General features: G+C 70.5%; 11 protein-coding genes. 2 read left to right on the top strand and 9 right to left on the bottom strand.

Annotated elements, in window-relative coordinates; all coding sequences use genetic code 11:
• Window positions 1-12: 12 nt before the first annotated feature.
• The 4 genes from ACQPZP_RS16685 to polA form a co-directional block, all read right to left on the bottom strand.
• Complete coding sequence (locus ACQPZP_RS16685) at window positions 13-1,965, bottom strand: endonuclease/exonuclease/phosphatase family protein (protein ID WP_433478519.1); 1,953 nt, start codon at window positions 1,963-1,965, stop codon at window positions 13-15.
• Between the two features lie 237 nt (window positions 1,966-2,202).
• Window positions 2,203-3,684, bottom strand: a complete 1,482-nt coding sequence (gene rpsA, locus ACQPZP_RS16680; protein ID WP_433468684.1) for a 30S ribosomal protein S1 — start codon at window positions 3,682-3,684, stop codon at window positions 2,203-2,205.
• 237 nt (window positions 3,685-3,921) lie between these two features.
• The gene (locus ACQPZP_RS16675; RefSeq protein WP_433478518.1) at window positions 3,922-5,019 is read right to left on the bottom strand and encodes a polysaccharide deacetylase family protein; all 1,098 of its coding nucleotides are present in this window, start codon (window positions 5,017-5,019) and stop codon (window positions 3,922-3,924) included.
• A 274-nt stretch (window positions 5,020-5,293) separates the two neighbouring features.
• A complete protein-coding gene (gene polA, locus ACQPZP_RS16670; RefSeq protein ID WP_433478517.1) occupies window positions 5,294-7,984 on the bottom strand; it encodes a DNA polymerase I in 2,691 nt (896 codons plus the stop codon).
• A 138-nt stretch (window positions 7,985-8,122) separates the two neighbouring features.
• Here polA and ACQPZP_RS16665 point away from each other — a divergent pair, with 138 nt between their 5' ends.
• Together ACQPZP_RS16665 and ACQPZP_RS16660 are read left to right on the top strand one after the other, a co-directional pair.
• Window positions 8,123-8,521: a PaaI family thioesterase gene (locus ACQPZP_RS16665; RefSeq protein ID WP_433469982.1), complete on the top strand. Its 399-nt coding sequence runs from the start codon at window positions 8,123-8,125 to the stop codon at window positions 8,519-8,521.
• Window positions 8,522-8,770: 249 nt separating this feature from the next.
• Window positions 8,771-9,337: a DUF4352 domain-containing protein gene (locus tag ACQPZP_RS16660; RefSeq protein ID WP_433478516.1), complete on the top strand. Its 567-nt coding sequence runs from the start codon at window positions 8,771-8,773 to the stop codon at window positions 9,335-9,337.
• A 24-nt stretch (window positions 9,338-9,361) separates the two neighbouring features.
• Here ACQPZP_RS16660 and ACQPZP_RS16655 read toward each other — a convergent pair whose 3' ends face one another.
• The 5 genes from ACQPZP_RS16655 to ACQPZP_RS16635 all read right to left on the bottom strand — a co-directional run bounded on the left by ACQPZP_RS16655 (window position 9,362) and on the right by ACQPZP_RS16635 (window position 14,318).
• Window positions 9,362-10,156: an ABC transporter ATP-binding protein gene (locus ACQPZP_RS16655; RefSeq protein WP_433478515.1), complete on the bottom strand. Its 795-nt coding sequence runs from the start codon at window positions 10,154-10,156 to the stop codon at window positions 9,362-9,364.
• Window positions 10,146-10,955, bottom strand: coding sequence for an ABC transporter ATP-binding protein (locus ACQPZP_RS16650; protein WP_433478514.1), 810 nt, complete (start codon window positions 10,953-10,955; stop codon window positions 10,146-10,148). Before ACQPZP_RS16650 ends, ACQPZP_RS16655 begins: the two co-directional genes overlap by 11 nt.
• Complete coding sequence (locus ACQPZP_RS16645; RefSeq protein ID WP_433478513.1) at window positions 10,955-12,106, bottom strand: branched-chain amino acid ABC transporter permease; 1,152 nt, start codon at window positions 12,104-12,106, stop codon at window positions 10,955-10,957. Before ACQPZP_RS16645 ends, ACQPZP_RS16650 begins: the two co-directional genes overlap by 1 nt.
• A complete protein-coding gene (locus ACQPZP_RS16640) occupies window positions 12,103-13,071 on the bottom strand; it encodes a branched-chain amino acid ABC transporter permease (RefSeq protein WP_433478512.1) in 969 nt (322 codons plus the stop codon). Before ACQPZP_RS16640 ends, ACQPZP_RS16645 begins: the two co-directional genes overlap by 4 nt.
• Window positions 13,072-13,166: 95 nt before the next feature.
• On the bottom strand, window positions 13,167-14,318 hold the full coding sequence (locus ACQPZP_RS16635) for a branched-chain amino acid ABC transporter substrate-binding protein (protein ID WP_433478511.1): 1,152 nt from the start codon (window positions 14,316-14,318) through the stop codon (window positions 13,167-13,169).
• Window positions 14,319-14,564 lie beyond the last annotated feature (246 nt).

Below are 14,564 nucleotides of genomic sequence, written 5' to 3'. Positions count from 1 at the left end.
CGCCCGGCCGGCTCACCGCCCGATCCGGACGGTCACCGCGACCGGATAGTGATCGGAGGCGTCCGACACCGGCACGGCGTAGTCGGTGACCATGACGCCGTCCGACCCGAAGACCCAGTCGGTGCTCGCACCGTCGGACCGGGTCGGATACGGCTCGCCGCCGATGGCGGCGTTGCGCAGGTCGGTGCCGTCGGTCATGGCGTCGAGCTCGGCGCTGCCGGCGCCCGCGTTGAAGTCGCCGCCGATGAGGGTGCGGGGCGCCCCGCCCCAGGCCCGCAGCAGCGTCGCGATCTCGCGGGACCGCTCGCCGGCCTGGTCGTCGCCGCCCTCCAGATGCGTCGACCACACGTCCATCGTGGTGCCGCCGACGCCGAGCCGCGCCCACACGTAGCCGCGGATCTGCGACCAGTCGCCCCTGCGCATCCGGCCCGTCCCGGAGCTGCGCACCGGCAGCGACGTGAGGATCGCGTTGCCGAACTGGCCGTCGGCGGCGGGCCCCCAGATCAGCCGCATGCCGAGGCGTCGCGACAGCCACACCCCGACGTCGGTGGTGCCCGACAGCAGCGACCCGCGGCCGGCCTCCTGCAGCAGGACGACCTGGGCCTTCTGCCCCTCGATGACGCGGGCGACGCCCTCCGGGTCGAGCCGCCCCGACTGGTTCACCGCGTCGTGGATGTTGTAGCTGAGCACCCGGACCTGGCCGGGGACGGGCGCCGCCGGGGCCTTGCCGTCCGGCGCGGCGACGGTGAACACGAGGGTGCCGGCCAGCAGCACCAGCGCCGCGGCGCCGGCGGTGACGGCGCGCAGCGGGGCGCGGGCGGGCAGCGGCCCGCCGCGGGCCGCCGCGATGGCGGCGAGCGCGCCGAGCAGGATCCCGGCGAGGCCGGGCAGCACGTTGTTCGGCACCGGCAGCGGCGACACGGCGCTGACCTGGTACGGGACGAGGATCACCGCGATGAGCAGGCCGCCGGCCGCGGCGCCGGCGTCCACCCGCCAGACCGGCCCGCCGGTCCCGGCGCGGCGCAGCGGCGCCCGGCACGCCACCGCCAGCAGCCACGCCGACAGCACATGCCCGACGATCACGACGGGGACGACCTCGATGCCGGAGATCGCGTAGGTCCCGGCGACGGCGCCGGCGCCGACCCCGAGGACGGTGCCGCCGAGCACGCACACGCCGCCCGGCACGGCCCGGACGGCGAGCCCGGAGGCGAGGAACGCCAGCGCGAGCCCCTGCCCGATGACGATCGCGATGTGCGCCCCGGTCAGCGACTGCCACCCGGACGACGCCACGAAGGCGGGGCTGGCGAGGACGAGGATCTGCAGCGCGAGGAACGGCCCGAAGGCCGCGGCGCCGAGCGCGTCCCGCCAGGAGACGCCGGGCGCGGTGACGGGCCCGGACGCGAGCTCGCGGTAGAGCGCGAACGCGCCGACGCCGACGAACGCCAGGCAGGCCAGCCAGGGGCCGATGCCGTCGCGCCACACCGGGTCCCAGGTGGCGAAGCACATCCGGACGGCGCCGTCGATGGCCAGGCCCGCGACGGTGGCGGTGGCGAAGCCGACCCCGGACAGGCCGCGGGCGCCCTCGTACAGCGCCGCGACGGCGATCATGCCGATGGCGGTGCCGGCGAACGCCAGCCAGGTGCGCGGGTCGATGGCCTGCGCGAGGAGCCGGACGGCGAACAGCCCGCCGACGCCGGTCAGCAGCAGCGCGCGGGGGCCGCCGAGGCGGCGGATCAGCGGGGCGGTGACCCCGGCGAGGTAGACGACCAGCACGCCGGCGGCGGCGGCCGCGGTCCCGGCCTCGTCGGCGAAGTGGTCGAGTTGCGGAAGGGAGAACCGCAGCGTCTGCGCGAGCACCGCGACGGTCACGGCGATCAGGGCCAGCCTGGCCGGGCCCTGCGGGACGATCGGGGTGCCGGCGGGGGCGGGGCCGCCGGTCCTGGTGCCTACGTCTGTGCTGGCCAATTGAACGACTGCTCCCGGGGGACGAGCGGACCTACGGGACGGGCGTGCGCATTCGGGGGGTGACGCGGGCCGACGCGCGCTTCGCCGGAGTCATGCCTCCGCAGTCATGGTGACGCAACCGAAGCACGGCCGGAGGCCGATCCAGAAGATCGTTCTCCGGCCGTGTTCAGGATGTCACCGGCCGACCGCGCGGAACCGCCGGAGCGGGCCGCGCGGCCTGCGCGCGTCAGCGGACCGTCACTGGCCGCCGGAGAGCTTCTCCCGCAGCGCGGCGAGCGCCTCGTCGGTGGCGAGGGCGCCACCGCCGGACTCGCTCTCGCCGCCGCCGGAGTAGGAGGTCTCGCCGCCGCCGGTCGCGGCGGGCTCGGCGCCCGCCTCGGCCTCGGCCTTGCGGGCCTCCTCGATCTGCTTGCGGTGGGCGTCGAAGCGGCCGCGGGCCTCGGCGTACTGCCGCTCCCAGGTCTCGCGCTGCTCGTCGAAGCCCTCAAGCCACTCGCCGGTGTCGGCGTCGAAGCCCTCGGGGTACTTGTAGTTGCCCTGGTCGTCGTACTCGGCCGGCATGCCGTACAGGGTCGGGTCGAAGTCCTCTTCCTCGATCCCGGCGGCGCCCTCGTTGGCCTGCTTGAGCGACAGGCTGATCCGGCGCCGGTCGAGGTCGATGTCGATGATCTTCACGAAGATCTCGTCGCCGACCTGGACGACCTGCTCGGGGATCTCCACGTGCCGCTCGGCCAACTCGGAGATGTGGACCAGGCCCTCGATGCCCTCCTCGACGCGGACGAACGCGCCGAACGGCACCAGCTTGGTGACCCGGCCCGGGACGACCTGCCCGATCTGGTGGGTGCGGGCGAACTGCTGCCACGGGTCTTCCTGGGTCGCCTTGAGCGACAGGGAGACGCGCTCGCGCTCCATGTCGACGTCCAGGACCTCGACCGTGACCTCCTGGCCGACCTCGACGACCTCGGACGGGTGGTCGATGTGCTTCCAGGACAGCTCGGAGACGTGCACCAGGCCGTCGACGCCGCCGAGGTCGACGAACGCGCCGAAGTTGACGATGCTCGACACGACGCCCTTGCGGACCTGGCCCTTCTGCAGGGTGTTGAGGAAGGTCTGGCGGACCTCGCTCTGCGTCTGCTCCAGCCAGGCGCGGCGGGACAGCACCACGTTGTTGCGGTTCTTGTCCAGCTCGATGATCTTGGCCTCGAGCTCGCGGCCGACGTACGGCTGCAGGTCGCGGACCCGGCGCATCTCGACCAGCGACGCGGGCAGGAAGCCGCGCAGGCCGATGTCGAGGATGAGACCGCCCTTGACGACCTCGATGACCGTGCCGGTGACGATGCCGTCCTCGTCCTTGATCTTCTCGATCGTGCCCCAGGCGCGCTCGTACTGGGCGCGCTTCTTGGACAGGATCAGCCGGCCCTCCTTGTCCTCCTTCTGGAGGACGAGGGCCTCGACGTGGTCTCCGGTGGAGACGACCTCGTTGGGGTCGACGTCGTGCTTGATGGACAGCTCACGCGAGGGGATGACGCCCTCGGTCTTGTAGCCGATGTCGAGGAGGACCTCGTCACGATCGACCTTGACGACAGTGCCTTCGACAATGTCGCCGTCGTTGAAGTACTTGATGGTCTCGTCGATCGCTGCGAGGAAGGCTTCCTCGGACCCGATGTCGTTGACCGCTACCTGCGGGGTGGTCGAGGTGGCCTCGGTGCTGCTCGTCATGTGTCGGCTGGCTCCGGTACGGACATGGAAGTCGTATGGGTTGTGCGCGGAGGGCCGTTATCCGCCCTGCCGAAGACCGGAATGGGACGCGGTCGCCGCCGCGTCAGTGAACCGAACCGTTGTCGCCGACCTGACCGAGCGCGAGCCTGCTCCGTCCGAAGCGCGCGCAGGCCCACAGCGCAGCGATCAGGATATGGGACCGATCTCGCGTGGTCAATCCGCCCGCGGCTGCCGCGATCAGTATGTCCGGGCCCAGGGCCTGTACTGCTTGGCGATCCGGTCCTCGGCCGTCTTGGGAAACGTCACGGTGTTCGGGTCCCCGTCAGAGGTGTACCGCTCATCGGGGTTCTTGTCCAGGAATTCGAGCCACGCGGTGGAGCAGTACTTCGTGCAGTCGTTCTCTTTGATCTTGCCCTCGGAGCGTACCCGGTCGATGTCCCACCGGTCGAAGTCGGCGTCGAACGGGGACAGGGACGGCCGCCAGCCGGCGAGGAACAGGCCCCGGAAGGCGTACCGGCCGTCCTGCTTCTCGGCCCACGCCTTCTTCTTCGGGACCGCTCCGAACGGGTACGCGAACGTGGTCGTGTGCGCCCCGGTGAGCCGGACGATGCGGTCCTCCATGTCACCGATCTCCTTGCGCACCCCTTTTTCGGACATACCGGAAAGGCTGGGGTGCGTCACGGTGTGGTTGCCGAGCTCGAACCCGTGCTGCAGGAGCCACTTCAGCCCGGCGGCTGCCTGCACCTCGTCCATCCCGAACAGCTCCTTGTTCAGGTAGAACGTCGCCACCGGCCGGAACCCGGGGTTCTCCCGGGCGACCTGCTCGATGATCGCGACGGCCGTGTCGGGCTTCGGGTTCCCCTGCGCGTCCAGCCCGAAGTGCCCGGGCGTGCTGTCGTCGAACGTCAGCACCACGGGGTGCCTGCCGGCCGGCACGTCGAGCCGCCCGCCGGTGAACTCCGCCGCCGTGATCGGGTAGTAGCCGTCCTTGGCGAGCCCGGTCAGCTCGTCGTACAGCTCCTTGGACGACCGGTCCAGCGACAGCTCCGGCTTCTTCATGATCCGGTGGTACATGAGCACCGGGACCTGCCCGAGCTCGTTCGCCTTGGCCGCCGCCGCGGCCGGCGCCGCGGCGGCGATGGGCGCGGTCGCCGACGCCGACGGCGACGCGCTCCCCCGGGGCCCCGGCGACGCGGAGCCGCCCGGCGCGGGCGCCCCGGTCGCCTTGGCCGCCTCCGCCGCGGGCGTCGCCTTGGACGCGGCTCCGGCCCGTCCGGCCATGTGGCCCTTGTCGCGCCCCTTCCGTTCCCCCGGGAGCGTCAGCCCCAGGATCACGGCGCAGACGATCACAACTCCAGCGATCTTGTGAAGGAGAGGCACGGTACCCCCGCCGGTCGACCCGAACAGGACCAGGGGGACAGCGTACGACCCCCCGGACATCTAACGACACCTCCTGTCGTACCCCCATGATCCCCACGCCGCACTCCCACCCCGCCCCACATCCGGCCAAGACCGAAAACCCCCGGTAAAACCCACCCCGCCACGAAGAAGCCCCGCCCCGGCGGGACGCCGGGGCGGGGCTTCGCGCGTTCTTCCAGGGCGCTCGGGCCTAATGCGCCGCGTCTTGCCAGGTGCGGCCGGTGCCCATGGAGACGCTCAGGGGGGCGCGGAGCTCGTAGGCGGCGGCCATCTCGGAGCTGACCAGGGTCTTGAGGTCGTCGAGTTCGCCGGGGGCGACCTCGAAGACGAGTTCGTCGTGGACCTGGAGGAGCATCCGGGACGTGAGGCCGGCGGCCCGGAGGGCGCGGTCGACGTTCAGGCTGGCGACCTTGATGATGTCGGCGGCCGAGCCCTGGATGGGGGCGTTGAGGGCCATCCGCTCGGCCATCTCGCGGCGCTGCCGGTTGTCGGAGTTGAGGTCGGGCAGGTAGCGGCGGCGGCCCAGGATCGTCTGGGTGTAGCCGTCCTGCCGGGCCTTGGCGACGATGTCGCGCAGGTAGTCGCGGACGCCGCCGAACTGCTCGAAGTACTCCTCCATGAGGCCGCGCGCCTCGTCCGGGGAGATCCGCAGCTGCTGGGACAGGCCGTACGCCGAGAGGCCGTAGGCGAGGCCGTAGTTCATGGCCTTGATGCGGGCGCGCAGCTCGGAGTCGATCTGCTCGGGGGGCAGCTGGAACACGCGGGACGCGGTGATGGTGTGGAAGTCGGCACCGGAGCCGAACGCCTCCAGGAGCGCGTCGTCCTCCGACAGGTGCGCCATGATGCGCAGCTCGATCTGCGAGTAGTCGGCGGTGAGGAGGGACTCGTAGGGGTCGCCGACGACGAACGCCTCGCGGATCTGGCGGCCTTCGGCGGTGCGGATCGGAATGTTCTGCAGGTTCGGGTCGGTGGACGACAGCCGCCCGGTGGCGGCGATCATCTGGTTGAACGTGGTGTGGATGCGCCCGGCGTCGTCGGCCATCGGGATGAGCGAGTCGACGATGCTCTTGAGCTTGGCGACCTCCCGCCACCGCAGGATGTGCTCCAGAACGGGGTGGCCGTCCTTCTCCAGGAGGGTCGTCAAGGCCTCTGAGTCGGTCGTGTAGCCCGTCTTGGTGCGCTTGGTCTTGGGGAGGTTCAGTTCGTCGAACAGGACCTGCTGGACCTGCTTGGGCGAGCCCAGGTTGAACTCGTGCCCGACCGCCGAGTGGGCCTGCTGCTCCTGTTCCTTGACCTGCCCGCCGAGGGACGCGGACAGCCCGGCGAGGTGGTCGGCGTCCACGGCGATGCCCGCGCGCTCCATGTCGGCCAGGACGCCGACGAGCGGCAGCTCCACCTCGTGCAGCAGGCGGGTGGCGCCGCGCTTGTCGAGGTCCTTGTCGAGGACGTCCGCGAGCTCGGTGACGGCGCGCGCGCGGACCGCGAGGGCCTCGGCGGCTTCTTCCTCACCGGAACCGTCCAGGGTCAGCTGCCCGGAGTCCTCGGTTTCGCTGCGCAGCTCACGGTGGAGGTAGCGCAGGACGAGGTCGGCCAGGTCGAACGTCCGCTGGCCCGGGAGCGCGAGATACGCGGCGAGCGCGGTGTCGCTGGTGACGCCCTCAAGCCGGATGCCGCGCGCGGCGAACGCCAGCATCGGCCCCTTGGCCTCGTGGATCGCCTTCGGGCGTGCCGTGTCGGCGAGGTAGGCGGCCAGGGCGCGCTCGTCGTCCTCGATGAGCTCGGCCGGATCCAGGTGGACGGCCGGGCCCTTCTTGGACGCGAGCGCCAGCGCGGTGATCTCGCCCGTGCCGCGGCCCCAGGCGCCGGTGACGGCGATACCGATGCGGTCGCCGGCGTTGACGTCCAGCCAGGCGCCGAGCGCGCCGGGCTCCAGCCGGTCCAGCTCGACCTCGAAGCCCTCGTCGGCCTCCGGCTCGGCCGCGGAGATCGAGGAGTACAGCCGTTCGCGCAGCACCCGGAACTGCAGCGAGTCGAACAGGGTGTGGATCTCCTCGCGGTCCCACTGGCCCATGGTCAGCTGCGGCGGAGTCAGCTCCAGCCCGACCTCGGTGTCGAGCTTGTTGATCTGCTGGTTGCGCAGCACCCCGGCCAGGTGCTCGCGCAGGCTTTCGCCGGCCTTGCCCTTGATCTCGTCCACCCGGGCGACGAGGGTGTCGAGGTCGCCGTACTTGGTGAGCCACTTGGCGGCGGTCTTCGGGCCGACGCCGGGGACGCCGGGCAGGTTGTCGCTGCTCTCCCCGACCAGCGCGGCCAGCTCCCGGTACCGCTCGGGCGGAACGCCGTACTTGGCCTCGACGGCCGCCGGGTCCATCCGGGACAGCTCGGAGACGCCGCGGACCGGGTAGAGGATCGTGACGTCGTCGTTGACGAGCTGGAACGCGTCGCGGTCGCCGGTGACGACCAGGGTCTGCAGGCCCGCCTGCGTGGCCTGGACGGACAGCGTGGCGATGATGTCGTCGGCCTCGAACCCGGCGACCGACAGGCGCGGGATGCGCAGCGCGTCCAGCACCTCGAAGATCAGGCTGACCTGGCTGCGGAACTCGTCCGGCGTCTTCTGCCGGCCCGCCTTGTACTCCACGTACTGCTCGTGCCGGAACGTCGGCTCGGAGCGGTCGAACGCCACCGCGATGTGGGTCGGCTGCTCGTCGCGCAGGACGTTGATGAGCATCGAGGTGAAGCCGTACACGGCGTTGGTCGGCTGCCCGTCGGTGGTGGAGAAGTTCTCCACGGGCAACGCGAAGAACGCCCGGTAGGCCAGTGAATGCCCGTCGAGCAGGAGAAGCCGGTCACGCTTGTCAGGGGTCGTTGCCGTAGTCACCACACCAGGACTCTAGTCTGCGCGTACGACAGTTTTGTGGAGGCGTAAGTGACTGACACCGACGGCGTGAGCCCGGAGGACCTCGGCGCGAAGATCCTCGCCGGGGACGAGCTCGACGCCCACGGCGACCTGGCCAAGACCATGGGCGTGGAATACCTGGAGGCGTCCGCCGAGCGCGTGGTGGGCCGCATGCCCGTCAAGGGCAACACCCAGCCCTACGGGCTCCTGCACGGCGGCGCCTCCTGCGTCCTCGCCGAGTCGCTCGGCTCCGTCGGGTCCGCCCTGCACGCCGGTCCCGGCCGTATCGCCGTCGGGATCGAGCTCAACGCCACCCACCACCGGTCCGCGACCGACGGGCACGTGACGGGCGTGGCCACCCGCACGCACGGCGGCCGGACCCTCGCCACCTACGACATCGTCATCACCGACGAGCAGGACCGGCGGGTCTGCACCGCGCGCCTCACCTGCATGCTGAGGGACGCCCCCGCGGGCGGGCCGCAGGGCGGCACGGCACCCGCGGGAGACCGGCCCGGATCCTGATCCGCGCTTTCTTTGCGATGCGCGCCCCGGGGTCTGTAGCGTGGATCGGAACGGCCCGGGATCACCGAGTAGACAACGTACGCGCCCGGGGAAGGTTCGTGCGGCCCCAAAGGTGATCCCGGGTCAACGTACGTCCGGGGACGGCCGCACCCTCCGCCGACACCGGTATAGGTCCATCACCGGTTGCGGTTGCGTTGCGAAACGCCCCGGCCCGTTCATCCCGGCCGCCATCGGACGTACGTTCCGGACATGCGCCACCGTGCCACGCGCACCCGCCTCGCGGCCGCCGCGCTCCCCCTCGCCACCGCGCTCGGGCTCGGGCTCGGGCTCGCGGCATGCTCCGGCGAGGACGGGCGCCGCCACTACCGGCTGCCCGAACGGGCCGTCCGCGATGGCGAGACCCCGCTCCCCTACCGCGAGGTGCAGGACGGCAACGTCATGTTCGCCGCGCTCGGCCTCAGCCCCGCCCTCACCACGATCACGGGCAGCCATGCGGACCTGCCGTCGCGGCTCGGCCACTTCGCCCGCGTCCGGATCCTGGCCGAGAACCGGTATGCCACCTTCCACAAGATCGACCTGGACCGGCAGCTGCTGATCACCTCCCGCGGCGCCTACCCGCCGGACGTGAACGCGATGCGCGTCAAGCGGCAGCCGACCGACGTCGAGCTCGGCTCCCGCGACCGCCTGGAACTCGACCTCTGGTACGACATCCCCAAGGACGCCCGGATCAGGGCGCTGCGCCTGTACTCCGCGCCGACCGACGACCTCGGCGTCGCGCGGCCCGGCGACCCCGGGGCGGAGTTGCCGCTGCGCTGAGCGGCCGCCCCGCCCCGGGCCCGGTCAGTCCCGGTCCTTGGTGACGTCCACGCCATCGGGCTCGGACGCGTCCGCCGGGGCCTCGCCCTCCGGCGGACCGGCGTCCGCCCCGCCGACATCGCCGCCCAGGTACGCGGCCCGCACCTGCGGGTCGTCCAGCAGCTCCGAGGCCGGCGCGGACCGCACGATCCGGCCCGTCTCCAGCACATACGCCCGGTGCGCCAGCCGCAGCGCCTGCTGCGCGTTCTGCTCCACCAGCAGGATCGTCGTGCCGCGACGGTTGATCTCCTCGATGATCGAGAAGATCTGCTGCACCAGCATCGGCGCCAGCCCCATCGACGGCTCGTCGAGCAGCAGCACCTTCGGCTTGGACAGCAGCGCCCGGCCGATCGCGAGCATCTGCTGCTCGCCGCCCGACATCGTCCCCGCCGCCTGCGAACGCCGCTCCGCCAGCCGCGGGAACAGCTCGTAGGCCTCCGCCAGCTCCTTGGAGTGGTCGTCCTTGCGGGCGTAGGCGCCCATGAGCAGATTCTCGTGCACCGTCATGCCCGGGAAGATCCCGCGGCCCTCCGGCGCCTGCCCGATGCCCGCCAGCACCCGCTTGTGCCCCGGCATCGACCCGATGTCGGCGCCGTCGAAGAACACCGCCCCCGACGAGCAGGACCGCAGCCCCGAGATCGTCTTCAGCGTGGTGGTCTTCCCCGCGCCGTTGCCGCCGATGAGCGAGACGATCTCACCCTCGTCCACCCCGAGCGACACGCCCTTCAGCGCCTCGATCTTGCCGTAGTGGACGTGCACGTCCTTCAGTTCAAGAAGCATCGGCCGGAGCCCCCAGATACGCCTCGATGACCTTCGGGTCGTTCTGCACCTCGGCGGGCAGCCCGTCGGCGATCTTCTGCCCGAAGTCCAGCACCGCGACCCGGTCGCTGATGCCCATCACCAGGCTCATGTCGTGCTCGATCAGCAGCACCGTCCGGCCACCGTCGCGGATCTTGCGGATCAGCTCCATCAGCGCGGCCTTCTCCGCCGGGTTCATCCCCGCGGCCGGCTCGTCCAGCAGCAGCAGCTTCGGATCGGTCGCCAGCGCCCGGGCGATCTCCAGCCGCCGCTGGTCGCCGTACGGCAGGTTCTTCGCCATGTCGTGCGTGCGGTGCGACACCCCGACGAACTCCAGCAGCTCACGCGCGAGCGCCTTGCCCTCCCGCTCGGCGCGCCGGTGCCGGGGCAGCCCGAACGTCACGCTGATCAGCCCCGCGCTGTGGTGCGCGTCCGCGCCCACCTGCACGTTCTGCTCGGCGGTCATGTTCGGGAACAGCCGGATGTTCTGGAACGTCCGCGCGACGCCCCGCTTGGTGACCTGGTAGCGCTTCAGCCCGTTCAGCCGCCCGCCGTCGAAGGTCACCGTGCCGGACGTCGGCCGGTACACCCCCGTCACCGTGTTGAACACCGTCGTCTTGCCGGCGCCGTTCGGCCCGATCAGCGCGAAGATCTCGCCCTCTCGGACGGTCAGGTCGACCGCGTTCAGCGCGACGACGCCGCCGAAGCGCATCGTCAGCCGGGACAGCTCGAGCAGCGCCCGGCCGGCCTTCCCGCCGGCGCCGCCGGAAACCTCGCTCATCAGCTCCCCACCTCGGCCTTCGAGCCCGACGGGTCGACCTCGGCGCCCAAATGGCCCATTCCGCCACCGCCTTCGGCCATCTCGGCCTTGCGCTGCCTCGACGGGATCAGCCCCTCCGGACGGAAGATCATCATCAGCACCAGGATCCCGCCGAAGGCGAGGTCCCGGTAGTCGGCCAGCTCACGGAAGCGCTCGGGCAGCCACGCCACCAGGAAGGCGCCCACGATCACGCCCGGAATGTTCCCCGCCCCGCCCAGCACCACCGCCGCGAGGATCGTCGCCGACAGCAGGAACGGGAAGTTCGCCGGCGCGACATAGCTGGTCTTCGCCGCGAACACCACGCCCGCCGCCCCGCCGATCGCCGCGCCGGTCGCGAACGACAGCAGCTTGAACTTGAACGTCGGCACGCCCATGATCTCGGCGGCGTCCTCGTCCTCCCGGATCGCGGTCCACGACCGCCCGATCCGGGACGACTCCAGCCGCTTGGAGAAGATCACCACCAGCACGATCAGCGCGACCAGCAGGTAGTAGTACGGCCGCGCGTCCCTGATCTTGTAGGTGAACAGGTCCACACCGAGGAACCACACGCCCTCGTGGCTCGGCGGGTGCGGGATGTTGTTGACGCCGCGCGTGCCGCCCAGCCAGTTCGTGTTCTCCGCGACCTTCCGGACGATCTCCCCGAAGCCCAGCGTCACGATGGCCAGGTAGTCGCCGCGCAACCGCAGCGTCGGCGCACCGAGGATCACCCCCGACACCGCCGCCAGGGCGATCCCGCACGGCAGCAGCGGCCAGAACCCGATCCCGTGCTTCACCGCCAGCGTCGCCATCGTGTACGCGCCGATGGCCCAGAACGCCACATACCCCAGGTCGAGCATGCCCGCGTACCCGATCACCACGTTCAGCCCGAGCGCGAGCAGCACGTAGATCCCGATCGGATAGAACAGGATCGTGCCCCACGCCGACTCCGGCGACATGATCGGCGCCAGCCCCTCGTACGGCAGGAACAGCGCGCCGATGACCACCAGGACGTAGACCGCCCAGCGCTGCCAGCCGGGCGCGGTGTCCCAGCGCGTCCGCACGGCCTCGACCGGGCCGCCGACCGCGCCGCGCAACCCGCCCGCGTTCGTCGTCTTTTTCGTGTTGTCACTCATGCGCGCGCCTGCTGGAGAGACTCACCGAGGATGCCGGTGGGACGGAACAGAAGGATGACCACAAGAAGCGTGAACGCGATGACGTCCTTCCATTGTGAGCCGAAGAGGGAGCCACCGTAGTTCTCGACGAGCCCCAGCGTGAAGCCGCCGACCAGCGCACCCCGCAGGTTGCCGATTCCGCCGAGCACCGCGGCCGTGAACGCCTTGATCCCGAGGATGAAGCCGATGTTGAACATCGTCTGCTGGTAGAGCAGCGCGAAGAAGAACCCCGCGGCGCCGGCCATCAGCCCGCCGACCAGGAACGTCACCACGACGACCCGGTCGATGTTCACCCCGAGCAGCATCGCCGTCTCGGGGTCCTGCGCGGTGGCCCGGATGCCGCGGCCGAGCTTGGAGGCGTTCACGAACCGATCCAGGATGATCATCATGATGATCGCCGCAACGAAGATCAGCAGCTTGTCGTTGCGGACGTCCCCGGAACCGATCGAGAACAGCGTCTCCTTCTTCAGCAGGTCCGGCACATGGATCGGGTCGCGGCCCCCGCCGTTCCCGAAGAAGTGCGGGATCACCGTCGTCGCGAACAGCTCCTGCAGGAACAGCGACGCGCCGATCGCCGAGATCAGCGCCGCCAGCCGCGACGCGCCCTTGCGGCGCAGCGGCCGGTAGGCGATCAGCTCCAGCACCAGCGCCGCCCCGCCGGAGGCCGCCATCGCCGCCGCCAGGCACGCCAGCAGCACGCCCACCAGCGCGATGCCCGTGTAAGGGCCGTTGTCGAAACCGACGACCTGGATCAGCGTCAGCCCGCCGAACGTGCCGATCATGAAGATTTCCGAGTGGGCGAAGTTGATCAGCCGGAGCACGCCGTAGACCATCGTGTAGCCGAGCGCGACCAGCGCGTAGATCGAACCGACGGTCAGCCCGTCGACCGTGTTCGCCCAGAACTGGGATGTGAAGTCGTGGAGCACAGAGGGTTCCTCAAGAAAGAGGGGGCGGGAGCGCAGTGGCGCTCCCGCCCCGCGCCGGCGGACCGGCGTCCGTCCTGCGTCGTGGCGGGGCTAGCTCACTCGGGCTTGACCTTGGAGGCGTCGCCGAGGAACTTCAGCTTCCCGTCCACCACCTGGAACATGTAGATGGTCTTGACCTGGATCTCGCCGTTCGGCTCGAACTTGATCGGCTTGGAGACGCCCTGGAAGTTCACCGTCTTCAGGTACTCGTTGACCTCCTTGCCGGAGGTCTTGCCCGCCTTGAAGGCGTTCAGGATCGCCGTGGCCGCGTCATACCCCTCACCGGAGTAGGTGCCCTGGTCCTTGTTGAACGCGGCCTTGTAGTCGGCGATGAACTTCGCGACCTTCGGGTTGTCCGCGGTCGGGTTGATCGACTGGCAGGCGCACGAGATCAGCGCGCCCTCCGCCTGCTTGGCGCCCGCGCCGTCGACCAGCTTCTGGTCCAGCGCGCCGTCGTCGGAGACGAACTTGGCGGTCACGCCGCTGTCGCGCAGCTGCTTGAGCAGCTTGTCGCCGCCGTTGTAGTAGCCGCCGAAGAAGATCGCGTCCGGCTTGGCCGCCTTGACCTTGTTGACCGTGCTGGAGTAGTCGGTCGCCTTCGGGTCGATCTTGTCGCGCTGCGGCGTGACGCCCGCCGCCTGCACCGAGGAGAACACCTTGTCGGCCAGGCCGACGCTGTACTCCTGGTTGTCGTCGATGACGAAGACCTTCTTCGCGCCGAGCGTCTTGACGATGAAGTCGCCGTCCACCTGGCCCTGCGCGTCGTCGTTGGAGATGACACGGTGCCAGTACTTCCAGCCGTTCTTGCCGAGCGCGCTCGCCGTCGCCGAGGGCGAGATGTTCGGGATCTCCGCCTCCTCCAGGCTCGGGTCGGTCGCCTTGGACTCACCGGAGAACACCGGGCCGATCACGGCGGTGACGTTGTCGTCGATCGCCTTCTGCACCTGGCCCGGCGCGACGGCCGGGTCGCCCTTGGTGTCGTAGATCTTGAACTTGACCTTCTGCTTCGGGTTGCCCGCGTTGTACTGGTCGATCGCCAGCTTCACCGCGTTCGAGATGTTGATGCCGAGCTCGGGAGAGTTGTCACCGGTCTGGACACCCACGAAGGCGATCGTCAGATCTCCGCCCCCGCCGCTGTCACCCTCACCGCAGGCGGCGGCGCCCAGCGCCATCACCGCACCGAGCGCGATCGCCCCGGTCAGCCTCATCCTATTGCGCCGCAAGGTGCCCAACCTTTCACATCCGGATCCGCGCCGGATCGGGTACGAGTCATGCCCCGGCGCCGACACCTCCGCCAGGAGATATCAGTCACTCGGGGACCAGCTATGTCGTACACCGTCGACCCACCCCAGAACAGGACCCCCGGATCGAAGGGTTACTCGTTCGTTACGCCCCCGTGCTCTCCCGATACCCGTCATTGCCTGGGACGATTACAGAACGTGACACGATCGGGC

Source organism: Spirillospora sp. CA-142024 (assembly GCF_050942325.1).
In the GTDB taxonomy this organism is placed as follows: Bacteria; Actinomycetota; Actinomycetes; order Streptosporangiales; family Streptosporangiaceae; genus Spirillospora.
Note: the sequence above shows the minus strand (reverse complement) of the source record. Positions and strands in the feature narration are given on the sequence as shown.

Coding starts and splice junctions, on each gene's coding strand:
- rpsA (WP_433468684.1), bottom strand. CDS start 3,684: ATGACGAGCAGCACCGAGGCCACCTCGACCACCCCGCAGGTAGCGGTC.
- ACQPZP_RS16665 (WP_433469982.1), top strand. CDS start 8,123: ATGGGCGTGGAATACCTGGAGGCGTCCGCCGAGCGCGTGGTGGGCCGC.
- ACQPZP_RS16660 (WP_433478516.1), top strand. CDS start 8,771: ATGCGCCACCGTGCCACGCGCACCCGCCTCGCGGCCGCCGCGCTCCCC.
- ACQPZP_RS16655 (WP_433478515.1), bottom strand. CDS start 10,156: ATGCTTCTTGAACTGAAGGACGTGCACGTCCACTACGGCAAGATCGAG.
- ACQPZP_RS16650 (WP_433478514.1), bottom strand. CDS start 10,955: ATGAGCGAGGTTTCCGGCGGCGCCGGCGGGAAGGCCGGCCGGGCGCTG.
- ACQPZP_RS16645 (WP_433478513.1), bottom strand. CDS start 12,106: ATGAGTGACAACACGAAAAAGACGACGAACGCGGGCGGGTTGCGCGGC.
- ACQPZP_RS16635 (WP_433478511.1), bottom strand. CDS start 14,318: ATGAGGCTGACCGGGGCGATCGCGCTCGGTGCGGTGATGGCGCTGGGC.